Annotated in this window: 22 protein-coding genes and 3 pseudogenes; 14 read left to right on the top strand and 11 right to left on the bottom strand. The window is 67.3% G+C overall.

Annotation, left to right across the window (positions count from 1 at the left end):
* Window positions 1-24 precede the first annotated feature (24 nt).
* Window positions 25-1185 (bottom strand): phospholipase D-like domain-containing protein, encoded by a 1161-nt coding sequence (locus QP166_RS16540; protein ID WP_333917368.1) that lies wholly within the window; start codon window positions 1183-1185, stop codon window positions 25-27.
* Between the two features lie 117 nt (window positions 1186-1302).
* Here QP166_RS16540 and rpoZ point away from each other — a divergent pair, with 117 nt between their 5' ends.
* Window positions 1303-1647 (top strand): DNA-directed RNA polymerase subunit omega, encoded by a 345-nt coding sequence (gene rpoZ / locus QP166_RS16535; protein WP_022687961.1) that lies wholly within the window; start codon window positions 1303-1305, stop codon window positions 1645-1647.
* 276 nt (window positions 1648-1923) lie between these two features.
* Here rpoZ and QP166_RS16530 read toward each other — a convergent pair whose 3' ends face one another.
* Window positions 1924-3132: an LL-diaminopimelate aminotransferase gene (locus QP166_RS16530; protein WP_333916900.1), complete on the bottom strand. Its 1209-nt coding sequence runs from the start codon at window positions 3130-3132 to the stop codon at window positions 1924-1926.
* Between the two features lie 135 nt (window positions 3133-3267).
* On the opposite strand from QP166_RS16530, the gene QP166_RS16525 reads away from it, so the two are divergent.
* From QP166_RS16525 to QP166_RS16505, 5 genes are all read left to right on the top strand, one after another.
* Window positions 3268-4962 (top strand): PHA/PHB synthase family protein, encoded by a 1695-nt coding sequence (locus QP166_RS16525; RefSeq protein WP_333916899.1) that lies wholly within the window; start codon window positions 3268-3270, stop codon window positions 4960-4962.
* A gap of 85 nt (window positions 4963-5047) precedes the next feature.
* The gene (locus QP166_RS16520) at window positions 5048-5833 is read left to right on the top strand and encodes a phasin family protein (RefSeq protein WP_333916898.1); all 786 of its coding nucleotides are present in this window, start codon (window positions 5048-5050) and stop codon (window positions 5831-5833) included.
* Window positions 5834-5940: 107 nt separating this feature from the next.
* Window positions 5941-6294, top strand: coding sequence for an ATP-dependent Clp protease adapter ClpS (clpS, locus tag QP166_RS16515; RefSeq protein ID WP_376699699.1), 354 nt, complete (start codon window positions 5941-5943; stop codon window positions 6292-6294).
* Between the two features lie 319 nt (window positions 6295-6613).
* Window positions 6614-7501: a dienelactone hydrolase family protein gene (locus tag QP166_RS16510; protein WP_333916897.1), complete on the top strand. Its 888-nt coding sequence runs from the start codon at window positions 6614-6616 to the stop codon at window positions 7499-7501.
* Window positions 7498-8112 carry a glutathione S-transferase family protein gene (locus tag QP166_RS16505; protein WP_333916896.1) on the top strand — a complete coding sequence of 205 codons (615 nt, stop codon included), beginning with the start codon at window positions 7498-7500 and terminating at the stop codon, window positions 8110-8112. The genes QP166_RS16510 and QP166_RS16505 overlap by 4 nt, the downstream gene beginning before the upstream one ends.
* Here the strand turns inward: QP166_RS16505 and QP166_RS16500 are convergent.
* The gene (locus tag QP166_RS16500; RefSeq protein WP_333916895.1) at window positions 8103-8426 is read right to left on the bottom strand and encodes a hypothetical protein; all 324 of its coding nucleotides are present in this window, start codon (window positions 8424-8426) and stop codon (window positions 8103-8105) included. The two genes, QP166_RS16505 and QP166_RS16500, sit on opposite strands and share 10 nt — an antisense overlap.
* A 149-nt stretch (window positions 8427-8575) precedes the next feature.
* Window positions 8576-8995 (bottom strand): annotated as a pseudogene (locus tag QP166_RS16495) (MarR family winged helix-turn-helix transcriptional regulator); the annotation flags it as partial.
* Window positions 8996-9104: 109 nt separating this feature from the next.
* On the opposite strand from QP166_RS16495, the gene QP166_RS16490 reads away from it, so the two are divergent.
* The 3 genes from QP166_RS16490 (at window position 9105) to QP166_RS16480 (ending at window position 10787) form a co-directional block, all read left to right on the top strand.
* Window positions 9105-9530, top strand: a complete 426-nt coding sequence (locus tag QP166_RS16490; RefSeq protein ID WP_333916894.1) for an organic hydroperoxide resistance protein — start codon at window positions 9105-9107, stop codon at window positions 9528-9530.
* A 13-nt stretch (window positions 9531-9543) separates the two neighbouring features.
* Complete coding sequence (gene gloA, locus QP166_RS16485; protein WP_333916893.1) at window positions 9544-10062, top strand: lactoylglutathione lyase; 519 nt, start codon at window positions 9544-9546, stop codon at window positions 10060-10062.
* 182 nt (window positions 10063-10244) lie between these two features.
* Window positions 10245-10787, top strand: coding sequence for a gluconokinase (locus tag QP166_RS16480; protein WP_333916892.1), 543 nt, complete (start codon window positions 10245-10247; stop codon window positions 10785-10787).
* Between the two features lie 442 nt (window positions 10788-11229).
* On the opposite strand, the gene QP166_RS16475 is transcribed toward QP166_RS16480, so the two are convergent.
* Complete coding sequence (locus QP166_RS16475; protein ID WP_333916891.1) at window positions 11230-11907, bottom strand: FadR/GntR family transcriptional regulator; 678 nt, start codon at window positions 11905-11907, stop codon at window positions 11230-11232.
* Window positions 11908-12111: 204 nt separating this feature from the next.
* Here QP166_RS16475 and QP166_RS16470 point away from each other — a divergent pair, with 204 nt between their 5' ends.
* Both QP166_RS16470 and QP166_RS16465 read left to right on the top strand, forming a co-directional pair.
* Window positions 12112-12366, top strand: a complete 255-nt coding sequence (locus tag QP166_RS16470) for a helix-turn-helix domain-containing protein (protein WP_333916890.1) — start codon at window positions 12112-12114, stop codon at window positions 12364-12366.
* A gap of 403 nt (window positions 12367-12769) precedes the next feature.
* Window positions 12770-15787, top strand: coding sequence for a glycosyl hydrolase family 28-related protein (locus tag QP166_RS16465; protein WP_333916889.1), 3018 nt, complete (start codon window positions 12770-12772; stop codon window positions 15785-15787).
* A 17-nt stretch (window positions 15788-15804) separates the two neighbouring features.
* On the opposite strand, the gene QP166_RS16460 is transcribed toward QP166_RS16465, so the two are convergent.
* Together QP166_RS16460 and QP166_RS16455 are read right to left on the bottom strand one after the other, a co-directional pair.
* A complete protein-coding gene (locus tag QP166_RS16460) occupies window positions 15805-16359 on the bottom strand; it encodes a phosphatase PAP2 family protein (RefSeq protein ID WP_333916888.1) in 555 nt (184 codons plus the stop codon).
* 129 nt (window positions 16360-16488) lie between these two features.
* Entirely contained in the window at window positions 16489-17253 is a 765-nt protein-coding gene (locus QP166_RS16455; protein ID WP_333916887.1) for a hypothetical protein, read from the bottom strand.
* 47 nt (window positions 17254-17300) lie between these two features.
* On the opposite strand from QP166_RS16455, the gene trmB reads away from it, so the two are divergent.
* From trmB to QP166_RS16440, 3 genes and pseudogenes are all read left to right on the top strand, one after another.
* Window positions 17301-17981, top strand: coding sequence for a tRNA (guanine(46)-N(7))-methyltransferase TrmB (gene trmB / locus QP166_RS16450; RefSeq protein ID WP_333916886.1), 681 nt, complete (start codon window positions 17301-17303; stop codon window positions 17979-17981).
* 554 nt (window positions 17982-18535) lie between these two features.
* A pseudogene (locus QP166_RS19060) lies at window positions 18536-18649 on the top strand (PEPxxWA-CTERM sorting domain-containing protein); the annotation flags it as partial.
* A gap of 129 nt (window positions 18650-18778) precedes the next feature.
* Window positions 18779-18985, top strand: a complete 207-nt coding sequence (locus QP166_RS16440; protein ID WP_333916884.1) for a hypothetical protein — start codon at window positions 18779-18781, stop codon at window positions 18983-18985.
* Window positions 18986-19004: 19 nt separating this feature from the next.
* Here the strand turns inward: QP166_RS16440 and QP166_RS16435 are convergent, their stop codons facing one another.
* From QP166_RS16435 to QP166_RS16420, 4 genes and pseudogenes are all read right to left on the bottom strand, one after another.
* Window positions 19005-19466 (bottom strand): DUF3429 domain-containing protein, encoded by a 462-nt coding sequence (locus QP166_RS16435; protein ID WP_333916883.1) that lies wholly within the window; start codon window positions 19464-19466, stop codon window positions 19005-19007.
* Between the two features lie 3 nt (window positions 19467-19469).
* The gene (locus QP166_RS16430; protein ID WP_333916882.1) at window positions 19470-20093 is read right to left on the bottom strand and encodes a YbhB/YbcL family Raf kinase inhibitor-like protein; all 624 of its coding nucleotides are present in this window, start codon (window positions 20091-20093) and stop codon (window positions 19470-19472) included.
* A gap of 12 nt (window positions 20094-20105) precedes the next feature.
* Window positions 20106-22189, bottom strand: a pseudogene (locus tag QP166_RS16425) (catalase).
* Window positions 22190-22292: 103 nt separating this feature from the next.
* The gene (locus QP166_RS16420) at window positions 22293-24401 is read right to left on the bottom strand and encodes an ATP-binding protein (RefSeq protein ID WP_333916881.1); all 2109 of its coding nucleotides are present in this window, start codon (window positions 24399-24401) and stop codon (window positions 22293-22295) included.
* Window positions 24402-24539 lie beyond the last annotated feature (138 nt).

Below are 24539 nucleotides of genomic sequence, written 5' to 3'. Positions count from 1 at the left end.
CCTTCTGACGAATGACGCAAAGCGCTACTCGTCGATCCCGAAGTTCAGCCCGCGCGAGATCGCCGGATCGGCCACCGCGGTCAGCAGGTACGCCACGAACTGCTTGCTCCGCTGCCACCACCCGGTCGCTTCGCGGTAAGCATCGACCGTCACCTCGTTCGACTGCGCGATCTCGCCATCGACATAACCGCGGACATGCTCGGCGAACGCCGCATCCTCGATCCGCAGCATCAGCTCCAGGTTGATGAACAGGCTGCGCATGTCGAAATTGGCGCTGCCGATCCAGGTCGCGTCATCGACCACGTACAATTTGGTATGCAGCTTGGTCGCGGCATATTCCCAGATCCGCACGCCCTTTCGCAACAGCCCGGCGTAAGTGAAGCGCGACGCCGCGATCGTGACGTTGTTGTCGGAGCGCGATGCGGTGACGACCCGCACCGCCGCCGCCCGCTTGCCGGCGCGATCCAGCCGCCGCAGCACGGTCGGGCTCGGGGTGAAATAGCCCGCGATGATGTCGATCCGCTTGGCGTGGCGCATGTCGGCACGGATCGCGCGCGCCCAGGGCGACAGGTGGCGCGTCGGCCCACCGATCAACCAGCGCAGCCGCCCCTCGCGCTCGCTCCATTGCGCCAGCGCCTTGTTGAGCCGCCGGATCTTGCCGCCATGGTGGATGCCGTCTTCCAGCGCGTCGAAATAGCCCGCCATCCGCGCTGCCGCCGGTCCCTCGACCAGCAATCCTAGGTCGCGCCACGCCTGTTGCTTGGGCGTGCCGAAATAATCGTCCTCGATGTTGAAGCCACCGATGATGATCTTCGCCGCATCCTCGGCATCGGCGAGCGCCAGCTTCTGGTGATTGCGCAACAGATAGCGCCGCCCGACGCGCGGTGAGAAGCGGCATACCGACACGCCCGCGTCGCGCAGCGGATCGAAGAACGCGTCGCCCTCGCTCCCGAAGCCGTCGACGATCAGCTTGACCGCGACCCCGCGCTGCGCTGCCGCGATCAGCGCGGCGTTGACGCGGCGCCCGGTCGTGTCGTCGGCATAGATGTAATAGAGGACGCGCAGCGAGTGCCGCGCGCCGTCGATCAGCGCCAGCACCGCCTCGAGTCGCCGCGGCCCCGTGTCGAGCAGGGTCAGCCGGTTGCCGTCGACCGTAAACACAGGTTGCGGGGCGGCTTCCTCCATGGTCCCGCAGATGGCGACTGCGCCGCCGCCCGGCAAGCGCAGCCTTTCCTTGACGGATCGCCGTCCACCGCGTACCTGCTCCAGCTTCCCTGAGTTTAGCGATTAGAGGATACGCGGATGGCGCGCGTCACTGTCGAGGATTGCGTCGACAAGATCCCGAACCGTTTCGACCTGGTCCTGCTCGCCGCCCAGCGCGCGCGGCAGGTGTCGGGCGGAGCCGAACTGACGATCGATCGTGATCGCGACAAGAACCCGGTCGTCGCGCTGCGCGAGATCGCCGAGGAGACCGTACGACCGAAGGATCTGCACGAATCGGTGGTGCAGAGCCTCCAGCGCGTCCAGATCGACGACGAGGAAGAGGCTGACGCGATCGGCAGCCTCGCCGCCTCGGCCGAGGCGCTGCGCCTCACCGCCGTCGCGCCGCCGCGCAACCAGAACCTCGGTGCCGATTACGACGGCTGATCCCGTCGCTTCGATGTCGATGAAAAAGGCCGGTCGCTCGTGGAGCGGCCGGCCTTTTTCGTGTTCGTGCGGCGGCCGTCATTGCGAGCATAGCGAAGTAATCTAGGGCGTCCTGATCCGGCTCTGGATTGCGTCGCTACGCTCGCAATGACGGCCGTTCGTGGCCACCGGTGCTCCCCACCCACCGCGTGAACCGCTCCACGAACGTGGGTGGGTTGTCGCGCCCAACCGAAGCAGCCGCCCCGAATCACGTCCGGGACGACGAACCCCGCAAGCTTACCCTGCGACCTTACCCGGCGTATTCACCCCCATGCTCTGCAGATACCGCTTCACGTTGCGCGCCGCCTGCCGCAGCCGCTGCTCGTTCTCGACCATCGCGATCCGCACATAGCCTTCGCCATTCTCGCCGTAGCCGACCCCCGGCGCGACCGCGACCTTGGCGTGGGTCAGCAATTGCTTGGAGAATTCCAGCGACCCGAGATGCTTCAACGCCGGCGGCAAGGGGGCCCAGGCGAACATGCTCGCGGGCGGGGCAGGGATGTCCCACCCCGCGCGCCCGAAGCTTTCGACCAGCACGTCGCGGCGCTTGTGATAGAGCTGGCGGTTCTTCTCGACGATGTCCTGCGGCCCGTTGAGCGCCGCACACGCTGCCGCCTGGACGGGCGTGAACGCGCCGTAATCGAGATACGACTTCACCCGCGTCATTGCCGCGATCAGCTTTTTGTTGCCGACCGCGAAGCCGATCCGCCACCCGGCCATCGAATAGGTCTTCGACAGGCTGGTGAACTCGATCGCGACGTCCTTCGCGCCCGGTACCTGCAGGATCGAGACCGTCGGCTTGCCGTCGAAATACAGCTCCGAATAAGCGAGGTCGGACAGGATCCACACCTCGTTCTCGCGTGCCCACGCCACCAGCCGCTCGTAGAAGGCGAGGTCGACGGTCTCAGCGGTCGGATTTGACGGGTAATTGACGACCAGCACGCTCGGGCGCGGGATCGTGAACTCCATCGCGCGTTGCAGGCTCTCGAAATAATACTCGTCGGGCGTCGTCGGCACCGCGCGGATCGTCGCGCCGGCGATGATGAACCCGAAGGTGTGGATCGGGTAGCTCGGGTTGGGCGCGAGCACCACGTCGCCCGGCGCGGTGATCGCGGTGGCGAGGCTCGCCAGCCCTTCCTTCGACCCCATCGTCACCACGACCTCGGTCTCGGGATCCACGTCGACCCCGAAGCGGCGTCCGTAGTAATTGGCCTGCGCGCGCCGCAGCCCCGGTATCCCGCGCGACTGCGAATAGCCATGTGCGGTCGGCTTCTGCGCCACCTCGACCAGCTTGGCGATGACGTGATCGGGGGGCGGCAGGTCGGGGTTGCCCATGCCGAGATCGATGATGTCCTCGCCGCCCGCACGCGCCTGTGCCCGCATCGCATTGACTTCGGCGATAACATAGGGCGGCAGGCGCTTCATGCGGTAGAATTCGTCGGACACGGGGCGGATACTCCTTTGCGGCGCCGGCTATACAGCCATTCACGTGCGCCGGGCACCCCGCGCAACAAAAAGCCGTGGACCTGACTTCGCGCTGCAACGTCGTTACGTTACGGCAGCCGAGAGAGAGGATCCCGCATGACCGAGCCCGCCGCCGCGCCGAAGACTGCGCAACCCGATCTTGCCGATCTTCAGCATTGGACCTGGCTGATGGGGCGTGCGCAGCAAATGATGCTGGAGGCCGGCGTCCCGCTCGCGCCGCCCGAAACCCTCGCGGAACAGACGCGCGATTTCTGGAGCGATTACCTCGCGATGTGGCAGCGTTTCACCGCCCCCGCCGCGCCCGAGGAAGAGCAGCCGAAGGAGAAGGATCGCCGCTTCGCCAACCCCGCCTGGCGCAGCAACCCGGCGTTCGACTGGATGCGGCAGAGCTATGCGCTGATCGCCGACCACATGCTGCGCGGGGTCGATGCGCTCGAGGGCGTCGACGAGCGGACGCGCGCGCAACTCAAGTTCGCCACCGCCGGCTTCGTCGATGCGATGAGCCCGTCGAACTTCGCGGTGACGAACCCGGAAGTGATCGAGAAGACGATTGAGACGCGCGGCCAGAACCTGCTCACCGGGCTCACCAACATGTTGTCCGACATCGGGCGCGGCCAGTTGACGCACACCGACGGGACTGCCTTCGAGGTCGGGCGCAATCTCGCCGCGACGCCAGGCAAGGTCGTCAAGCGCACCGACCTCTACGAGCTGATCCAATATGCGCCGACCACCGATACCGTGCTGGCGACTCCGCTGCTGATCTTCCCGCCGTGGATCAACCGCTTCTACATCCTCGACCTGACGCCGGAGAAGAGCTTCATCCGCTGGGCGGTCGAGCAGGGCATCACCGTGTTCATGGTGTCGTGGAAGTCGGCGGACGCGTCGATGGCCGAAGTAATGTGGGACGATTATGTCGCCGCGCAGGTCGAGGCGATCGATACCGTCCGCGAACTGCTCGACGTATCGGCGGTGCACACGGTCGGCTATTGCGTCGCGGGCACGACGCTCGCCGCGACGCTGGCGTGGCTCGCCGCGAAGGAGCAGGCCGACAAGGTGGCGAGCGCGACCTTCCTGACCGCGCAGGTCGACTTCACGAAGGCGGGCGAGTTGCTCTACTTCGTCGACGACGAACAGCTCAAGCTTATCGCGACGCTCAGCCCGAAGGGATTTCTGGACGGCCGCTATCTCGCCGCCACCTTCAACCTGCTGCGCGGGCGCGACCTGATCTGGAATTACGTCACCAACAACTATCTGCTCGGCAAGGATTATGTGCCGTTCGACCTGCTCCACTGGAACGGCGATGTCACCAATCTGCCCGCCAAATGGCACCTCGCCTATCTGACCGATCTGTACCGCGACAATCTGCTGGTCCAGCCCGGCGCGATGACCGTCGGCGGCGTGCCGCTCGATCTGACGACGGTCGAGACGCCCGCCTATGTGCAGGCGGGGCGCGAGGATCATATCGCGCCCGCGGAGAGCGTCTGGAAGCTGACCGAGCATCTGCACGGCCCCGTGCGCTTCGTGCTCGCCGGATCGGGCCATATCGCAGGCGTCGTGAACCCGCCGGCCGCCGGCAAATACCAGCATTGGATCAGCGAGCAGCCCGCCGACACGCTCGACGACTTCGTCGCGACCGCGCGCGAGGTGAAGGGAAGCTGGTGGGGCGACTGGGCGGCGTGGTTGCGCGACCGAGCACCGGCGACTGTCGCCGTGGAGGGCGCGCGGGTGCCGGGGCAGGGCGCTTTGCCGGCGATCGAGGACGCGCCGGGCAGTTACGTCCGCACGCGCTGACATTACATGCTGCACCGCACAATAGACTTGCGACTCGCGCGTCGAATAGCTATTGTGCGCCGCAGCAAATAACGGAGCGGGCACGATGGTGGGCGAGACCGGCAAGGTAGAGGGCAGGAAGACGAGCGGAGCGGCCAAGGGGCGTCCGCGCGTCGCTGCAAAGCCACCGGTGTCGACCAAGCCCGTGCTTCCGCCGCTCCCCGCCGAGCCCGAGGTGCCCGCAATCCTCGCCGCGCCGACGGCCGTCGAGGAGCCGACCCCGGTCGTCGCGGTGGAGACGCCCGTCGCAACACCCGCCGCACCGGCGCCCGTGCTCGAAGAACCCGCAACCCCAACCCAACCCGAAGTGGCTGCTCCGGCAGCGCCATTGGAACCGAAGGACACGACCATGACCGATACCGTCACGACGTTCGCCGACAAGGCGCAGGACCAGGCCAAGGCCTTCGCCGACAAGGCGCAGGAGCAGGGCCGCGCGGCGTTCAACAACGTCGGCGAGCAGGCGCGCGTCGCGCTCGACAAGAGCCGCAAGGTTGCCGAGGACATGGCCGAATTCGGCAAGGGCAATGTTGAGGCGCTGGTCGAATCGAGCCGCATCGCCGCGCAGGCAATCGAATCGTTCGGTCAGGACGCGGCCGCGTTCGCGCGTGCCCGCTACGAGAGCACCGCGCACCTCGTCCAGACGCTGGCGTCGGTGAAGTCGCCGACCGAGGCGCTTCAGCTCCAGGCCGATTACTTCCGCACCTCGTTCGACGCGATGGTCAAGGAAGCGTCGCGCTCGACCGAAGCAACGCTGAAGCTGGCGGGCGATGTCGCCAAGCCGCTCCAGAATCGCGTCGCGGTCGCTGCCGACAAGTTCCGCACCGCCGCCTGAGCGCGGTCGCGCAAGCAAAAGAGGGCGGTCGCAGCGATGCGGCCGCCTTTTTTGCGTGTTTGCAGGCTTGCCTGTGCGCCCCCGCGTGCCATATCTGCGCCGTGTCCATGCAGCAGCAGATTGTCCCGATGGCCGCGGGCCAGAGCGACGATGCCGACGGTGACGGCACCGGGATCGGCATCGCCACGCGCACGCGCGCCCGTACCAAGAAACCCACGCCCTACCGCGTCCTCATGCTCAACGACGATTACACGCCGATGGAATTCGTCGTCCTGTGCCTCCAGCGCTTCTTCCGGATGAACATGGAAGAGGCGACGCGCGTGATGCTCCACGTCCACCAGAAGGGTGTCGGGGTGTGCGGCGTGTTCAGCTACGAGGTCGCCGAGACCAAGGTCAGCCAGGTCATGGATTTTGCGCGCCAGAACCAGCACCCGCTGCAATGCACGCTGGAGAAGGCGTGATTTCGTCGCCGCGGACTTGATCCGGGGCCACGCTTCTTCTTGTTAGGTCGGGTCAAGAGCGGGATCCCGGATCATGTCCGGGATGACGAATAACCAACCGCCGTCGCCCCTGCGAAGGCAGGGGCCCATGTCTCTCACGGATGCCGGGCCATCCGACACAATGACCGCGCTTACGATCGGGAAGCGTCCGCAGAACGCCGACAGCCATAGGCTCCCGCCTCCGCAGGGGCAACGGGACGTGATCCACGCCACCTTCCGCCCCCCGTCGCTTCTCGCTACCCTCCCACGCTAACCACAACGAATCGTGAGAGGAACCGTCATGGACCCCAGCCTGCGCGACCGGGCGATCGGCCTGTACGATGCCTTCACCCACGAACATCGCGACCGCCGCACCCTGCTGCGCCAGATGACCGCACTCGTCGGCTCGGTCGCCGCTGCCGAGGCGCTGATCGGCGGGATTTCCGCCTCGCCCGCCGCCGCCGCGCTGACCGATCCCGGCGACGCGCGGCTCGTCACCCGCAAGGGCAGCTATGCGATCGGTGGCGGCGCGCAGATGACCGGCTATTTCGCGGCGCCACGCAACCCAGGCCGCGCGATCGGCGCGGTGATGGTGATCCACGAAAACCGCGGGCTGCAGCCGCATATCGAGGACGTCGCCCGTCGCGTCGCGCTCGCCGGCTTCTTCGCGGTCGCCCCCGACTTCCTCTCCGCGCAGGGCGGCACCCCAGCTGATGAAAACGCCGCGCGCGACCTGATCGGCAAGGCGGACATGGACGCGGTGCTCGCATCGGCAGTCGCAACGGTCGGCCGTCTCGGAAAGCTGTCGCACGGCACCGGCAAAGTCGGGACGGTCGGCTTCTGCTGGGGCGGCGCACTCGTCGACCGCGTCGCGCTCGCTGCCGGCCCGGGGCTCGCCGCCGCGGTCAGCTATTACGGCCCCGCGCCCGATCCGGCCGAGGCGCCCAAGCTCAACGTCCCGCTGATGCTGCACTACGCCGGCAAGGACGCCCGCGTCGCGCAGACCGGCGTGCCATGGGTCGCCGCGCTCAAGGCCGCGGGCAAGCCGGTCGAGGCTTTCGACTATCCCGGCGTCGACCACGCCTTCAACAACGACACTTCGGCCGAGCGCTACGACAAGGCCGCCGCCGATCTCGCCTGGGGGCGGACGATCGACTTCTTCCATCGCCATCTGGATGCCCGTGCATGACGCTGACCTTCTACACCAACCCAATGTCGCGCGGCCGGATCGCGCGCTGGATGCTCGAGGAAATCGGCGCGCCCTATGACACGGTGCTGGTCGACTGGACGCAGAAGCCCGCCGCGTTGCTCGACGCCAATCCGCTCGGCAAGGTGCCGACGATCGTTCATGACGGCGCGGTGGTCAGCGAGGCGGCGGCGATCTGCGCGTATCTCGCCGACGCGTTTCCCGCCGCCGGCCTCGCACCGCATGCGCAAGAGCGCGCGCCCTATCTGCGCTGGATGTTCTTCACCGCCGGCCCGCTCGAGGCGGCGATGGTCGACAAGGTGCTGGGGGTCGAGGTGCCCGAGGGCAAGCGCGGGATGGTCGGCTATGGCGGCTTCGCGCAGGCGGTCGACACGCTCGAATATGCGGTGTCGTCGCACAGCTATATCACCGGCGACCGCTTCACCGCCGCCGATGTCTATGTCGGCAGCGCGGTCGGCTGGTTCACGCAGTTCGGGCTGCTGGAGAAGCGCGAGACGTTCATGCGCTATCTCGACCGGCTCCAGCAGCGCCCGGCCTATCAGCGCGCCGTCGCGATCGACGACGCGCTGATCGCAGAGGCCGCTCAGCGGTAACGACGGTCGTGCTTGTCCCAGCGGACGCGCGCGCTCAGCGCATCGAAACGGCGGTTGAGGTCCTGCCGCTCCCAGTTCGAGAGCCCGCCGCTACGGCGATAGCGCGTCTCGAGCTGGACGAGCTGGCGCGAGTCCCGACGTAGCCGGGTCGCTTCGCGACGATCGAGCTTGCCGGTGCGGATGCCCTGATCGATCCGCTGGTCGAGCCGCGCCTGTCGCGCGTTGATCGACTGCCACGGCGCGGCGCTGGCCGCGACCGGAACGGTGACGCCGGCGAGGCCGATACCGGCGATCAGCAGGTGAAAACGGTTCATTGTGACGCTCCTTTGCACTGGCACCGCATCAGCGGCGGTACGAGAACGAAGATAGGCAGCGTCTGTCGCATTCCCGTCCCGGCAAGCCCGCGAAAGTGTGTCACTTTGTCGCGATCGTGACCGGTTCGTTCAGCTTCGGGATCGCCGGCCAGCGCGGTGCGCAACGCGGCGACCTGCCGATTGAGGCTGGCAAGCTGATCGAGCGATAACCCGCTGCGCGCGACCAGTTCCTCGGCGAGGCACCCGCAACGCTCGCGGAGCGCGCGCCCCGTATCGGTCAGCATCACACGCACCTGCCGCTCGTCGTCGGGGTTGCGCTGCCGCGCGACATGCCCGGCCGCCTCCAGCCGCTTCACCAGCGGGGTCACCGTGCTCGATTCGAGCGCCAGCCGCTCGGCGATCGCGCCGATCGTCCGCGCATCCTGCTCCCACAGCGCGTGGAGCACGAGATATTGCGGATAGGTGATCCCGATCGCATCGAGCAACGGCTTGTACGCGCGCCCGACCGCCATGCTCGCGGAATAGAGCGAGAAGCAGAGCTGCTCGTCGAGCGGTCGCGCATCGGGCATGGCAGTGACGTAGCAGCTTTTTCGTTATCGCGATAATCTTTTCGCTGGACTCATCCACCATATGAATTTACATGCCGCGATACACATTATCGAGGTAAGGAAGTAAATCATGTCCGTCGACGTCAAATACGCCACCAAAGCCTCGGCCACCGGCGGTCGCGACGGCCGCGCACGTAGCGAGGACGGCCGCTTCGACGTCGCGCTCTCGACGCCCAAGGAATTGGGCGGCGCGGGTGGCGAGGGCAGCAATCCCGAGCAATTGTTCGCCGCCGGCTATTCGGCATGTTTCCTCGGCGCGCTGAAGGCCGCCGGTCAGCAGCTCAAGGTGAAGGTGCCCGCCGAAACCATCGTCACCGCAACCGTCGGCATCGGTCCGCGTTCGGCTGGCGGGTTCGGCATCACCGCCGACCTCGTCGTCGACCTGCCCGGCGTGGACAGGGATCAGGCGCAGCAGCTGGTCGACACCGCGCACCAGATCTGCCCCTATTCCAACGCCACGCGCGGCAATGTCGATGTCGGTCTGACGCTCGCCTGATCCGGAGACGACCATGTTCCGCACGCCCGGTACCGAAGGGTTCGCGCTCAACCAGACGATGCTCCGCATCCGCGATCCCGAGCCATCGCTGGCCTTCTACCGCGACGTGCTGGGCATGACCCTGCTCGAGAAACTCGACTTTCCCGACATGCGCTTCTCGCTCTATTTCCTCGCCTATCTCGGCGAGGGCGAGACGGTGCCCGGCGATCCGGCCGAACGCGCGCGCTTCATCTTCACGCGCGAGACGACGCTGGAGCTGACCCACAATTGGGGCACCGAGCAGGACCCGGCGTTCACCGGCTACCACAGCGGCAACGATCACCCGCGCGGCTTCGGCCATATCGGCATTTCGGTGCCCGACGTGGCGGCGGCCTGCGCGCGGTTCGAGCAAATGGGCGTGCCGTTCAAGAAACGCCCGCAGGACGGCGCGATGAAGGACATCGCCTTCATCACCGATCCCGACGGCTATTGGATCGAGATCCTGTCGCCCTCGGGGATGACCGGTTTTCTCGAGCCGTCGTCCCGGACTTGATCCGGGACTCCGCTTCTTCTTCGCCCCTTCGCCAAGCACGATAGTACCGGGCATTTGGCGGGCGAGCGGACGGCTATTGCTCGTCGGTCTACGACCAAAGTCGCGCGGCGCGCCGACAAAGGTCGTAATGGTCATCGCGCGACCGTCCGGCCGATAGCTCGCATGGGGCGGAGGGAAGATCGATGGTGGCACAGGCAGGCGGAACGGAAGGCGAGCCGCTGGCGGTGGTGGTGATGGGCGTCAGCGGCACCGGCAAGTCGACGCTCGGCGGGTTGCTCGCCGATCACTGGCACGCGCCGTTCCTCGAAGGCGACACGTTCCACTCCGCGGCCAATGTCGCGAAGATGGAGGCGGGCGCGCCGCTCACCGATGAGGATCGCTGGCCGTGGCTCGACCGACTCGGTGCCGCGCTCGGTGAGGCGGCGCGCCGCGACGGGGCGGCGGTGGCGGCCTGTTCGGCGCTGCGCCACGCCTATCGCGCGCGGCTTGCCGCGGCGGCCGGGCTGCCGCTACGCTTCGCCTTCCTCGACACCGGTCGCGCCGAGATCGCGCGACGGATGGGCGCCCGCACCGGCCATTACATGCCGCCCAGCCTGCTCGACAGCCAGCTCGCGACGCTCGAACCGCCAGGCACCAACGAACGCGCGCTCCGCCTCGATGCCGGCCACCCGCCAGAGGCGCTGTGCCGCGAGGTGCAGGCGTGGGTGGAGACGGGAAAGGTGTAACCGGAGCTTTCGGCTTGCGCTCGATCCGGAACTCCGGCCCCGACGCCCGCTCCGGTCATTCCCGCGAAGGCGGGAATCCAGAACCTCAGACGTAGCGCCTCTATCGACGGACCTGCGCGTCTGGATCCCCGCCTTCGCGGGGATGACGAGCTACGTCACACCATCAACCGTTTGCCCCCCTGCAACAAAGGCGAGAGCATCGCCACCGTCCCGCCATCGTTCCGGGCTCTTTCTCCCGGGATCGTTTCTTCGTTCGCGCCCGATCCCCTCCGTCATCCCCGCGAAGGCGGGGATCCAGAACCTCTGACGCAGCGTCTCTATCGGCAGACCTGCCCGTCTGGATCCCCGCCTGCGCGGGAATGACGAAAGAGAAAAGCTTAGGGCCGTTGCTCAATTAGCGATGGCCGGCGTCGCTTCGCTGGAACCGCAACAACGAACGTCCTCACGGCATCAACCGTTTGCGCCCCTGCGACAAATGCCAGCGCATCGCCAGCGCCGCGCCATCGGCATCGCGGACGCGGATCGCGTCGACGATCGCGTCATGCTCCTCCATCATCGCCCCGATCACCTGCGGCGGGCGTGAGCGCGAGATATCGACGCCCGCGCGCAGGATCTGCATGACGCTGTCGCGCAGATGGTCGAACACCGGGGCGAAGGCGGCATTGCCGGTCGCCGCGACGATCGCGAGGTGCAGCGCCCAATCCTCGTCATGCGCCGGCGCATTGGAGAACAACGCGGCGCGCAACGCCTCCAGCGCCGCCTCGATCGCGTCGAGTTGCGCCTGCGACCGGCGTAGCGCCGCCAACCGCGCCGCTTCCGCCTCCAGCACGAACCGCACCTCGTACGAGCCGAGCGTCACCGCCAGCGCATCGAGCGGCAAATGCGTTCCCAGCCGTTCGGACGGTCGCCGCTTGACGTAACTCCCCGCGCCGCGCCGCGCCTCGGTGATTCCGTCGGAGGCAAGCCGCGCCAGCGCCTCGCGGACGATCGTGCGCGACATGCCGAACGTCTCGGCGAGTCGCGCTTCGGATGGCAGCCGGTCGCCCGCCGCCAGTCCCTCGTCGGTGATGATCCGCACGATCGCGGCATAGGCGCGGTCGGCCAATCGTCCCTCGCTCACCGCGCGTCCTCCCCCATGATCTTGACCCGAACCTAGCTGCCGCAGGCGCGGCTGGCGAGTGTCCGAGCCTGTCCGACAACTTCAGTGACCAACCTATCGGAAGTTACTTGAAAAGCGCTACCATATCGGGGCATATCGCCACAAAGCTGTCCAACCGAATCCGCTCGAAAGCGTGACGGGGAGGCGGCGTCAAGGGAGGACGGAATGGAAGCGATCGCTCAGGACATGCCCGCGCCAGTGAACGGCGCGATGCTGGCGCAATTGACCCCGACCCAGCTCAAGGTGATGCGTGGCGTCCATTCGGGCATGCTCAACAAACAGATCGCCTATGATCTCGGCATCGCCGAGGCGACCGTGAAGGCGCACATGACCGCGCTGATGCGCAAGCTCAACGTCCGCAACCGCACCCAGGTCGCGATCGCCGCGCAGGCACTCAGCGGCGATACCCGCTACGCCTGACGAATGGCGTCGGGTTGGTTCGTCATTGCTTCGCTACGCTCGCAATGACGGATGATCGGTTCCCGCCGGCGTCATCCCGCCTCGGGCGCAATCGCCATCGAGGTCTCCGCACCGGCTGCCCTCTTCCGTCTCCCCGGCGAAGGCCGGGGCCCAGTTGGGGGACGCTGATGATAGGTGTCGCGGCGCGTTGAACCCGTCCTCGATTGCCAACCACCGCTCACCTGCCTCGTCGTCATCCCGGACTTGATCCGGGATCCCGCTTCCTGCTCCGGCCGTCGACAAGAACAGGGCCCCGGCTCAGGTCCGGGGCGACGACGCAAACGCCCACCTACGACCATCGTCGCGCATGAAGCGTCCCTCTGGTAACGCTAGCAAAAGCGCGAAGACGGACGGGAGACGGGCGATGCGGGCAGGATGGCGGATCGGAGCGGCACTGGCAGCGGTGCTCGCCACCCCTGCACTGGCGGCGAGCGGGATCAAGCCCGGCGCATCGGTCTACCAGACGATGCCCGACGATCCACGCGCGATCGTCCTCACGGCGGTCGGTGACGGCCGCGCCGACGACAGCGCCGCGCTGCAACAGGCGATCGACGCCGCCGCAGCGGGTGGGCACGGCGGCGTGGTCTTCGTGCCATCGGGCACCTACCGCATCTCGCGCACGATCTTCGTCCGCTCGGCGGTGCGCTTGTTCGGCATCGGCAAGACCCGCCCGCAGATCGTGCTCGGCGACAGCACCGCGGGCTTCGGCAACGGTGTCGCGGCAATGGTCGCCTTCACCGGCGAGGATCAGTATCGCGTGGGCAAGGCGCCGGTCCCGCCGCGCACCAGCGTACCGTTCGATCCGGCGATCTTCGACGCCACCTCCAGCACCTTCTATTCCGCGCTGTCGAACATCGATTTCCGGATCGGCGACGGCAATGCCGGCGCGGTCGCGGTACGCTTCCGCGTCGCGCAGCACGGCTATCTGCGCCATGTCGACTTCCACATCGGCTCGGGGCTGGCCGGCGTCTATCAGGCTGGTAACGAGTTCGAGGACCTGCGCTTCTTCGGCGGTCGCTACGGCATCATGTCCGAGAAGACCTCGCCCGCGTGGCAGTTCACGCTGATCGACAGCGAGTTCGTCGGGCAACGCGACGCCGCGATCCGCGAGCATGAGGTCGATCTTACCCTCGTCAACGTCGCAATCCGTGACACGCCGGTCGGGATCGAGATTGATCGCGGCTATTCGGATTCGCTGTGGGGCAAGCAGGTCAGCTTTGAGAACGTCTCGCAGGCCGCGGTGGTCATTTCCGAGGAGAACAGCGTCTACACGCAGATCGGCTTCGACGATGCGGTCGCGATCGACACGCCGACCTTCGCGCGCTTCCGCGACTCCGGCAAGACGATCGCTGGGAAGGGCGCGCGCTACCGCGTTGCCGATTTTTCGCACGGTCTGAAGCTCGCCGGGCTCGGCACGATCGGCGAAACCGCGACCGACGTGTCCATGACCCCGCTGACGCGTGTCCCGAAGCGGCCCGCGAACGCGATCCGCGCGCTCCCGCCGGTCCGCGAATGGGCGAACGCGCACGATCTCGGCGTCAAGGGCGATGACGCGACAGATGATACCGCCGCCCTGCAGCGCGCGATCGACACCCACCGCGTCGTGTACCTTCCGATCGGACGCTACCGCGTCACCGAAACGATCAAGTTACGCCCCGACAGCGTCCTGATCTCGCTCCACCCCAGCCTGACCCACGTCTATCTCCCCGACGAGACCCCCGCCTTCAGCGGCGTCGGCGGCGCAAAGGCGATGATCGAAAGCGCGAAGGGCGGCAATGCGATCGTCCACGGCCTCGGCCTGTGGACCGGCGCGATCAACCGTCGCGCCACCGCCTTGCTGTGGAAGGCCGGCGCCACTTCCGAGGTCAACGACGTCAAGATCCAGGGCGGCGGCGGCACCGTGCTGACCAAGGGCAGCCCGATCAACCAGAACGATCCGCGCGCCCGGCCCGACGGACAATATCCCAGCATCATGGTCACCGACGGCGGCGGCGGGACCTTCTCGGCGATCTGGTCCCCGAACACGCTCGCGTCGTCGGGTTTTCACGTTTCCGACACCAGCACGCCCGGACACGTCTATCAGCTCTCGGCCGAGCATCATTATCGTGCCGAGATCGTGCTGGACCGTGTTAAAAATTGGGAGTTTCTGGCACCGCAGACCGAACAGGAGGTCCGCGACGGCGTCAACGCGGTCTCGGCCGAGTTCCACGATTCCCACGATATCCTGTTCGCCAACTATCACGGCTATCGCGTCACGCGGACGATCAAGCCTATGGATGCGGCGGTCAAGCTGTTCAATTCGGGCGCCATTCGCTTCCGCAACGTCCATGTGAACGCGGAGAGCGGCTTTGCGAGCTGCGACGCCAAGGGCTGCGGCACCTATCTCCGCGCCAGCAAATTCCCGTTTGAAAACAGCATCAAGGACATGACCCGCCGGCAGGAAGTCCGCGAACGCGAGTTCGCCAGCCTCGACATTCCACCCGCACCCGCCACCGCCACCGCCGACTCAGCGATTCCAAGCACTTCGGGCGTGACCAAGCTCGCGGACGGCTTCTATTCGATCTCCGGCGGTACGGTGGACGCCAAGGGGAAGCTGTATTTCGTCGACCGCTTCTTCCAGCGGATTCATGGCTTTAGTCCGGCCGAGGGGCTGACGACCGTTTCCGACGCGCCGCTTGATCCGGTCAATCTCGCGGTCGACCGCTCCGGCCGCCTGCTGGTGCAATCCTCCGCCGCCCGCGACGGCAGCGTCTACAGCATCGACCCCGCCAAGCCCGAAGACATCCGCCCGATCGAGCCGACCGCCGCGCGCGCGGGCGGCAAGGCGACGACGCTGCTGCCGGTAAATGTCTGGGCGAACGGTGAATTTGCGGACCGGATCGATCCGGCGACCTACGAATATCCGCCGATCGTGTCCTTCTTCACCACGAAGCTCGGCGAAGCGAAGCCGCAGGAATATCGCTCGCCCGACGGGTCGCTGGCGCTGCCGGCGTTCCGCGTCTGGAACCAGGGGCCGGACGATCATCTCGGCTGGCGCTGGTCGGACACGCTTGATTCCTATGGCTTCGTCGGCGCGGTGCCGGGCAGCCGGGTGACACTCACCAACGCGTCGGAGAACCTCACCTACAGCGGTCTGGTCGGCGCAGGCGGACAGGTGACCGACCTCAAGGTCGTCGCCCCGCGTGGTGGCGAGAGCGTCGCGCGCGACGAGACGGGCAACCTGTACGTCGCGAACGGCCAGGTGTTCGTCTACGCCCCCGACGGCGCGCTGACCCGCCGCATCGACGTCCCCGAACGCCCGTTGCAACTGCTGCTCGGCGGTGCCGACCGGCGCACGCTCTACATCCTTGCGCACCATGCGCTGTACGCGGTGCAATTGTAACGGCTGCCTGAACGCCGTCAGCTCGGGTGCGCTTCGACCTCCGCTTCCGCCTTCACCTCGCGGCGCGTGTCGGCGAAGCGCTCGCCCGCGTCAATCGCCCAGCTGGCGACGCGCTCAGCCAGCCAGCCGATCACGGCGCCCGCCACCACGTCGCTGCCGTAATGCGCGCCGCGTGCGACCTGCGCCACGCCCGCGGTGCCCGCCACCAGCTTCGCGACGCCGCCGATGCCCGGCGCTTCGTGCGCGACCGATTGCGCCACCGCCACCGCCCCGGCGGTATGCCCGGAGGGGAAAGCGTTGAAGTTGGTGTCGTCGGTGCCATGCCCCTTGCGCGGAACGGCGTCGTTGCCCGGCACATTGGGGCGCGCACGATCGACCCCGGCCTTCAGCACCGTCTTCAGGCCCGTCGCCAGCAGATGGCTCGCCACCATCCGCGCACCACTGCGCGCCAGTGCCGGGCGGCGCAGCACCGCGCCGATCGCCAGCGTGCCGAGCCCGAGGGCGAGCAACGGCGGCTCGTCGGTCGCCTTGGCGATCGGCGCCAGCGCACGCATCGCGCCTGCGGCTGCCATCGCGCGCAACGGCGCCGTTGCGTCCTGGTCGCGCTCGGCGGCTGCGCGTAGCGCTTTTTCTTCTTCTTGCCCATATCGGCTCCGCTTGATGTCGGCCTGCCAACGAGCCGGGCGCACTTTCGGTCCCGTTCAGGACGCGGCGGTATAGGCCGCGAACGGTTCGGCGAGCAGCATCCGCCCGTCTCGCCACACCTGCACCCCGCCGCCGCCCTTGGCCGCATCGACCGAGGCGAGCACGCGATAGACATAGCCGCCGTTCGCGAACTGGTAGATGCGCCGCCCGCCGCGCTCCTCGACCAATCGGCCGCCGCTGATCGTCAACGAGGCGCGGGTGTCGCGCCCGCCCCATGGCTGATCGATCGCGGGCAGATCGGTGTCGTAATTGTAGCTGCGATAGACGAAGCCGTCGCGCTCGCTGCGCGTCACCTGGATCGAGCGCTTCGCAGTCACCCCCAGCACGCGCGTCTGCGGGGCGAAGCGGCATCCGGTCGTCTCGCGACCGTAAGTGACGGACGTAACGGTCGGCGTCGTCGCGCCCGGCTCGACCATGCCGGGGTTGACCGTATGGATGTTGCCGACCGTTCGCCCGGCGGCATTGGTCAGCGGATAATAGACCTGCCCCATGCCCGGATCGCCCGCGCCGACCCGCACGTCCACTTGGTACCGCACCAGCCCCGGCTTCGACAGGCTGGTCAGCGTCGCGCCACGCTGCGCATCGGGCGCCGACAGCACGAGCACCCGGTCGCGATCGGTCGAGTCGCAGACGAACATCGCCGGTGCCCAGCCGCCGTCGCCGTTCAGCATCGAGATCGATCGCTGGCTCGCCAATTGCGACCACGCCGGCACCGCTGCCCCGACGGCGATCACCGCCACACCGCTCCACCACGCACGCATCGCTTCCTCCGTTTCGTTTCGCGCGCCCGTGCGGTAGGCGCGCCTGCATGAACGATCCCACAACGATCCGCCGCCTCTATGGCCGGCGTCAGGGCCATGCGTTGCGCGCCGGACAAGCGGCCCTTGTCGAAGAACTGCTGCCGCGCATCGCGGTCCCCACCGAAGGCCCGCTCGACGCCACCCGGCTGTTCGGCGACGATCGTCCGTTGCAGGTCGAGATCGGCTTCGGCGCGGGCGAGCATCTCGCCGGACAGGCGATGGCCGCTCCCGGCACCGGCTTCATCGGCTGCGAGCCGTTCCTCAACGGCGTGGTCGGCGCGCTCGGCCATGTCCGGGACGGAGAACTGGGCAACGTCCGCATCCACATGGGTGACGCGCTGGAGGTGATCGAGCGCCTGCCCGACGAGTCGCTGGAGCGCGTCTATCTGCTCCACCCGGATCCGTGGCCAAAGGCGCGCCACGCCAAGCGGCGGATGATGAACCACGGCCCGCTCGACCTGATCGCCGCCAAGCTGAAGCCCGGCGCGGAGTTTCGACTCGGCACGGACGACCCCACCTACTGTCGCTGGGCGATGATGGTCATGAACCAGCGTCGCGACTTCGTGTGGCAGGCGCACAGCGCGCGCGACTTCCTCGAACGCCCCGCAGATTGGCCCGAAACCCGCTACGAAAGGAAGGCGCGCCGGCAGGGTCATGAAGTCTGGTATTTCCGTTACACCCGCGTATGATCCTTAAAAGTAGTTGTTAACGTTCTGTTAACCAATTGCTGTGAGACGACGCTAAGGGTCGGTCTTTTCCGGCCAAAAAGGGGACGGACATGAAGAAGCACCTTTTGGCTGGTCTGGCGCTGGTTGGCGCGTTTGTTTCCGCTCCGGCGTCCGCCACGGTGGCGTTGGGCGACATCGTCACGTGCGGCGGCGTCAATTTCGAATGTTCGAACGATCGTGCGACGGTCGGCTCTGGCATCGAGTTCGGAATCGAATTCGGTGATTACGGAACGTTGTTCACGGCGGATTTTTCGGCCGGTCTGCTGACGCTTCTCTGGACCAACAATCCCGAATTGCCTGATGGTGGTGCATTCGGTGAGCCGTTCTCGCTAACCTTCGGCAACGAAACGAACCCGTTCACCGATGCCGTGCTGGGCGACGTAGACGGTGTCGACGGCGTCGACGCCAGCACGCTCAGCCTCGATGGTGGCGTTCTCACCGTCAATTTGTCGAACGCGTCGTTCGCGCCCGACAGTTCGCTGCAGGTGAAGTTCGATCGGACGGTCACGCCGCCCGCCGGCCCGGTGCCGGAGCCGGCGACCTGGGCGATGATGATCCTCGGCTTCGGGCTGGTCGGCGCCGCGATGCGCAAGCGTGCGTCGGGAACGACGCAGTCGGTTTTCGCCTGAACGTCCTAGCGGCACAGGCTGTTAGCAGCCGTGCCGCCCGGTCTTTGCCTGTCCGGCACCTGTCCTGTTTGTAACGGGACAACGCAGCCCGGACGCCTATCTTCTTTCCATCGACCAAGGAGAGAAGAGATGCGTACCGTCCTTATCGCCGTCATCGCTGCCGCGGCTCTGGCGTCCTCGCCGGCATCGGCAAAGGGATGCCTGCGCGGTGCCGCTGCGGGTGGCGTCGCCGGCCATATGGCGGGCAAGGGTCATGGCGTGATGGGCGCCGCCGCTGGCTGCGCGATCACACATCACCATTATGCCAAGAAGGCGGCCGCCGCGCGCAAGCAGTGACCGTTGCGAGTGGGCGGGGTCAGCCCCGTCCACTCAGCAGCGCCAGCACCAGCGTCAGCGCGCCGAGCCCGCCTGACAGCGTCAGCCGCAACTGCCGCCACGCCGGCACTTCGCGCAACAGCGGACCGATCTCGCGATCGCCCAGCGGGCTGGCGAGCAGCGTGAGCGCCAGCGCCATCAACCCCGCCGCTGGGGGCGCGACCCCGACGATGATCGCGAGCAGCGTCGCCCAGCCGATCAGGCTCGGCGCGACCGCCAGCAGATAGGGCCACCAGCGTTCGTCACTGCGCAGCAGCGCCTGCATCCACCACATCCCGCCCAGGAACGACAGGATCAGCGCGGCATAGCCTCCGCCGACGACCGCCGCCGCCACGCGGGTCTCGGGCTCGACCAGCGCGAGCGTGACGCAGGCGATCTGGGGTAACAGCCCCGCGGCCCCCAGTGCCGCCGGTGGCGTGCGCACCTGCGGCAGCGGGGTCATCGCTCAGGCGACCTGCGGGGCGGCCGATGCCGGGCCGATCGGCGCTTCCTCGCCGCGCGAATAGGTGCCAACCAGCATCCCCGCGGCGATCACATGGCCGCGGATCGCGTCGAGCACCTCGCTGCGGCCGGGATTGATGTCGACGGCCGCCGCACTGTCGAGCGCGAAGAGCTGGAAGACATAATCGTGGCTGCCATGCCCGGTCGGCGGGTCGGGTGGCAGCCAGCCCTCCTGGCTGTAGCTGTTGCGGCCGACGTCGGACCCGTCATCCGCACCACGCCCGTCCGGCGCGATCGCGCCCTCCGGGAGCGAGCCGTCTTCGGGCGGCAGGTTCCAAACCACTGCATGAACCAGCGGGTTGGGGGCAGGGGCGTCGGGGTCCTCGACCAGCAACGCCAGCGCCGCGGTGCCGGCCGGAACGCCGCGCCATGTCAGCGGCGGCGACACGCCCTCGCCATCGGCGGTGAACCGCTCAGGCAACCGGCCGCCATCGGCGAAGGCGAGGCTGGACAGCTCCAGCCGCGCTTCCCCGGTCACGATGCCGTCCTGAACGATCGCCAGCTTGGCATGGCCAGCGCGGAGATTGTGCATCAGGCTGCCAAGCCAGTGTGGGACGTGTTCGAGCATGACCGATGCTCCTCAGGCCAAGGTACGCACGTTGGGCTCGCGGTCCCAATAACGCTGCTTGGCGGCATCGACGAACGTCTCGAGATCCGTGACCCCGGCGTCGGGCTCCACCCCGGCCTTGTCGAGCAACGGCTTGGCCGCGTCGTTATGCCCGATCGCCTTGAGGTGCCCGAAGGCGTCCATCACCCATTGCACCGCCGCACCTTCCTTGACGAGCTTGGCGCACGCCTCCGCGGACAGGATCACCGCGCACGCGTCGACCGTTACTGAAGGCTGGCCGAATAATTGCGCATCCGCGGCAACGCTGGTGCCGTCCGACAAAGGCACCGCGCCGACCTTTGGCGCGATCGTCAGCGGGTTGCCGCCCGCCGCCTTCACCGCCGCGATCGTCGACTCGAACTCTTCGCGATCGGTGCCGTCAGCGAACAGGATGCCGACCGTCCGTCCTTCCAGCGTATGCTTTTCCAGCGGCCCGCGCACGATCCGCAGCGCGGGGAGGGGTCCATGTCGAGCACCGGGGCGCTGGTCGGCGATGCCTTGGGCAGGTCGACCGCCAGACCGTCAGCGACGCGCTGCGCCAGTTCCTCATCGACGTTGCGCAGATTGGCGAGCTGCGCGACGCGGATGTGCGGGATCGACACCTTGCTCAGCTCGAAGACAAACGCCGAGGCGATATGCGCCTGCTCGGCCTTGTCCATCGAGCGCCAGAACAGCCGCGCCTGCGAATAATGGTCGGCGAAGCTTTCGGCGCGGATACGCAGCTTCTGGCCGCTCTCCTCGGCGGGGAAGCTCTTGAAGCCGTTCGGGTCTTCGCGCGGGCCGCCGGCTTCGCCCGCGAGATGCAGGCTGTTGGGCTCGTAATTGGCGCGACCCTTGGGCACCTGCATCTGCATATGCCCGTCGCGCTGCATGTTCAGGAACGGGCAGCCCGCCGCATCGGCGCGACCCTTCGCCTGGTTGATCGGCAGCTGGTGCCAGTTGGTCGAGCCCAGCCGCTTGATCTGCGTATCCTGATAGCTGAACAGACGGCCCTGCAGCAGCGGATCGTTCGAATGGTCGATCCCCGGCACCATGTGGCTGGGGCAGAAGGCGACCTGCTCGGTCTCGGCGAAGAAATTGTCGGGATAGCGATCGAGCACCATCTTGCCGACGATGCGGACCGGCAGCACTTCCTCCGGGATGATCTTGGTCGCGTCCAGCACGTCATAGGGCTGGCTGTTCGCGAAGTCCTCGTCGAACAATTGCACGCCCAGGTCCCACTCGGGAAAGTCGCCGCGGTTGATCCGCTCGAACAGGTCGCGGCGCTGGAAGTCGGGGTCGGCGCCGGCGATCTTTACCGTCTCGTCCCAGATCGTCGAGGCAAGGCCGGCGCGCGGCTTCCAGTGGAACTTGACGAAGGTGCTCTTCCCCTCGGCATCGACGAAGCGGAAGGTGTGGATGCCGAAGCCCTCCATCGTCGCGAAGCTGCGCGGCAGCGTCCGGTCCGACATCGCCCACATGATCATGTGGGTCGCCTCGGGCATCAACGAGATGAAGTCCCAGAAGGTGTCGTGCGCGGTCGCGGCCTGCGGATAGCCGCGATCGGCCTCCATCTTGGCGGCGTGGATCAGGTCGGGGAACTTCATCGCGTCCTGGATGAAGAACACCGGGATGTTGTTGCCGACGAGGTCCCAATTGCCTTCGCGCGTGTAGAATTTCACCGCGAAACCGCGCACGTCGCGCGGCGTGTCGACCGATCCGGCACCGCCCGCCACGGTCGAGAAGCGCACGAACACTTCGGTGCGCTGTCCCTTCTTCTGGAACAGGTCGGCGCGCGTAATGTCCGCCAGCGAGTCGGTGCATTCAAAATAGCCGTGTGCGGCCGAACCACGCGCATGAACGATCCGCTCCGGGATGCGCTCATGGTCGAAATGGTTCATCTTCTCGCGATAGACTTCGTCCTCCAGCAGCACCGGGCCGCGCGGACCGACTTTCAACTGGTTCTGGTTGTCCGAAACCGGGATCCCGTGGTTGGTCGTCAGCACCGGGTGATCGGCGTCGGTCACCTGATGCGTCTCGCCGCCGTTGCCGGCCGGGCGGGTTTTGATGTCGGTCATGGACGATCCTCGTTCCTCCCGCACGCAAGGACGCGCAGGTGTCGGGGATCAAAGGGACGGCACGCGTTGCGGTTCCGTGCGGCCAAGGGTTTCGTCGCGTTCGTCAGGCTTCCGCCAGCAATGCCCGTACCTTGGCGGCCAGCCCCTCCATCGTGAAGGGCTTGGTCAGCAAGGCGACGTGCGGGTCGAGCTGCCCGCTGCCGATCACGGCATTCTCGGCGTAGCCGGTAATGAACAGCACGCGCAGCGTCGGGAAACGCGCCAGCGCGGCGTCGGCCACCTGCCGCCCGTTCATCGGCCCGGGCAGGCCGACATCGGTGACGAGCAGGTCGGGGCGGATACCGCTGTCCAGCATTCGCAGTGCGCCCGCGCCGTCGCCGGCCTCCAGCACGGTATAACCGAGTCCGTCGAGCACCTCGATCACCAGCATCCGCACCGTCGGCTCGTCGTCGACGACCAGGACGGTCGGCATCCCCTCGACCCGTTGCGCCTGATCGAGCGGCAGCGTCGCCTCGCTCTCATCGTCCACGGTGCCATGATAGCGTGGCAGGTAGATGCACAAGGTCGTGCCCTGGCCCGGCTCGCTATAGATCCGCACCTGCCCGCCCGATTGGCGCGCGAAGCCATAGATCATCGACAGCCCCAGCCCGGTGCCCTCGCCCATCGGCTTGGTGGTGTAGAACGGATCGAAGGCGCGCGCCTGCACCTCGGGGGTCATGCCAGTCCCGGTATCGCTGACGCACAGCGAGAGATACTGGCCCGGCGGCAGGTCGCGCGGACGCGCCGCGCGCTCGTCGAGCCACTTGTTCGCCGTCTCGATCGTCACGCGCCCGCCATCGGGCATCGCGTCGCGCGCGTTGATGCACAGGTTGAGCAGCGCATTCTCAAGCTGGTTGGGATCGACCAGCGTGTTCCACAGCCCGGCAGCGCCGACCACCTCCAGCGTGATCGCCGGGCCGAGCGTGCGATGGACCAGCTCCTGCATCCCCGCGACCAGGCGGTTCACGTCGGTCGGGCGCGGGTCGAGCGTCTGGCGGCGCGAGAAGGCGAGCAGCCGGTGGGTCAGCGCCGCAGCGCGCCGTGCCGCGCCCTGCGCCGCCGCGACATAGCGGTCCAGCTCGCCGATTCGCCCCTGCGCGACACGGACCTGCATCATTTCCAGCGCGCCGGAGATGCCGGTCAGCAGGTTGTTGAAATCATGCGCCAGCCCGCCGGTCAACTGACCGACCGCTTCCATCTTGTGCGCCTGGCGCAACTGTTCCTCGACCGCCATCAACGCCGCGGTGCGTGTCTCGACTTCCTGCTCCAGCCGTTCGTTGAGCATCGCCAGCTCGTGCTCGGCGCGGCGGCGTTCCACCGCGTCGCGGGTGCGCTCCGCCACCTCGCGGACCAGCGCCAGCTCGTCCTCCAGCCATTCGCGCGGCTCGGCATGGTTGAGGTACAGCAAGGCGACGAACCCGCCCTGTTCGGTGACGGGCATGTTGATGAACGACATCGCCGCCAATTGGCGGAGCCCTTCCGCGGTGTCGCGGGTGCGGTCATCCTCGCGCACGTCGGCGATCGCGACCGTCACGCCGCGCTTCAGATCCTCGATATAGCTGCCGTAATCGCGGAAATGCAGCACGCTGGGGAGCGGCGCGATCTGGTCGGCGCAAAAGGCGCGTTCGGTGACGATCGTCTCGGCGACCGGATCGACGGTGCCATAACCCGCGCGGCTGACGTCGAGCGCATTGCCGAGCACGCGTGCCGCCGCCAGCGCCAGATCGCCCGCGTCGCCCGGATCGCGCAGTCGATCGCCCAGCTCGACCAGCGCCGCCAGCCGCAGCTCGCCGCGCTTGCGCACGTCGATATCGAAACTGATCCCCGGCAGATGCGTGACGCGCCCGTCGGCATCGCGATCGACACGCCCTTGCGCCGCGACCCAGCGCCAGCGACCGCCGGGCCCGACGACGCGATATTCTTCCTCGAAGGGAGTGCCTTCGGCGATGCTGCGCGCGATCGCGGCCTTCACGCGCGGCAGGTCCTGCGGCGCGATCCCGTGGAAGAAGTCGGCGATCGGCGCGCCGGCGGCGGCGACGTCGGGTTCCACGCCGTACAGGCGGGCGAACCCGGCATCGGAGGTGACGCGATCGGCGATGATGTCCCAATCCCAGCGGCCGAGCGGCGGGGAATCGGGCGCATGACGCAAAGTGGCGGAGGGGTGGTCGGTCATGGCGGGGATGCGAACGCGATACGTTCGCAACGGTTGCGCGATCAACCCCGTAAAGGTCTCACCTTGACTTTCGTCAGGACATTCGCCATCTGGCGCAGCATCGAGGCGTTGGCAGCGTGATCGGACCTTGTGGTCCCG

It is taken from the genome of Sphingomonas sp. LR60 (assembly GCF_036855935.1).
Lineage (GTDB): Bacteria > Pseudomonadota > Alphaproteobacteria > Sphingomonadales > Sphingomonadaceae > Sphingomonas.
Note: the sequence above shows the minus strand (reverse complement) of the source record. Positions and strands in the feature narration are given on the sequence as shown.

Bases quoted from the DNA above. Each gene is read 5' to 3' on its own strand.
- QP166_RS16540 (WP_333917368.1), bottom strand. From the start codon at position 1,185: ATGGAGGAAGCCGCCCCGCAACCTGTGTTTACGGTCGACGGCAACCGG.
- rpoZ (WP_022687961.1), top strand. From the start codon at position 1,303: ATGGCGCGCGTCACTGTCGAGGATTGCGTCGACAAGATCCCGAACCGT.
- QP166_RS16525 (WP_333916899.1), top strand. From the start codon at position 3,268: ATGACCGAGCCCGCCGCCGCGCCGAAGACTGCGCAACCCGATCTTGCC.
- QP166_RS16520 (WP_333916898.1), top strand. From the start codon at position 5,048: ATGGTGGGCGAGACCGGCAAGGTAGAGGGCAGGAAGACGAGCGGAGCG.
- clpS (WP_376699699.1), top strand. From the start codon at position 5,941: ATGCAGCAGCAGATTGTCCCGATGGCCGCGGGCCAGAGCGACGATGCC.
- QP166_RS16510 (WP_333916897.1), top strand. From the start codon at position 6,614: ATGGACCCCAGCCTGCGCGACCGGGCGATCGGCCTGTACGATGCCTTC.
- QP166_RS16505 (WP_333916896.1), top strand. From the start codon at position 7,498: ATGACGCTGACCTTCTACACCAACCCAATGTCGCGCGGCCGGATCGCG.
- QP166_RS16500 (WP_333916895.1), bottom strand. From the start codon at position 8,426: ATGAACCGTTTTCACCTGCTGATCGCCGGTATCGGCCTCGCCGGCGTC.
- QP166_RS16490 (WP_333916894.1), top strand. From the start codon at position 9,105: ATGTCCGTCGACGTCAAATACGCCACCAAAGCCTCGGCCACCGGCGGT.
- gloA (WP_333916893.1), top strand. From the start codon at position 9,544: ATGTTCCGCACGCCCGGTACCGAAGGGTTCGCGCTCAACCAGACGATG.
- QP166_RS16480 (WP_333916892.1), top strand. From the start codon at position 10,245: ATGGTGGCACAGGCAGGCGGAACGGAAGGCGAGCCGCTGGCGGTGGTG.
- QP166_RS16470 (WP_333916890.1), top strand. From the start codon at position 12,112: ATGGAAGCGATCGCTCAGGACATGCCCGCGCCAGTGAACGGCGCGATG.
- QP166_RS16465 (WP_333916889.1), top strand. From the start codon at position 12,770: ATGCGGGCAGGATGGCGGATCGGAGCGGCACTGGCAGCGGTGCTCGCC.
- QP166_RS16460 (WP_333916888.1), bottom strand. From the start codon at position 16,359: ATGGCAGCCGCAGGCGCGATGCGTGCGCTGGCGCCGATCGCCAAGGCG.
- QP166_RS16455 (WP_333916887.1), bottom strand. From the start codon at position 17,253: ATGCGTGCGTGGTGGAGCGGTGTGGCGGTGATCGCCGTCGGGGCAGCG.
- trmB (WP_333916886.1), top strand. From the start codon at position 17,301: ATGAACGATCCCACAACGATCCGCCGCCTCTATGGCCGGCGTCAGGGC.
- QP166_RS16440 (WP_333916884.1), top strand. From the start codon at position 18,779: ATGCGTACCGTCCTTATCGCCGTCATCGCTGCCGCGGCTCTGGCGTCC.
- QP166_RS16435 (WP_333916883.1), bottom strand. From the start codon at position 19,466: ATGACCCCGCTGCCGCAGGTGCGCACGCCACCGGCGGCACTGGGGGCC.
- QP166_RS16430 (WP_333916882.1), bottom strand. From the start codon at position 20,093: ATGCTCGAACACGTCCCACACTGGCTTGGCAGCCTGATGCACAATCTC.
- QP166_RS16420 (WP_333916881.1), bottom strand. From the start codon at position 24,401: ATGACCGACCACCCCTCCGCCACTTTGCGTCATGCGCCCGATTCCCCG.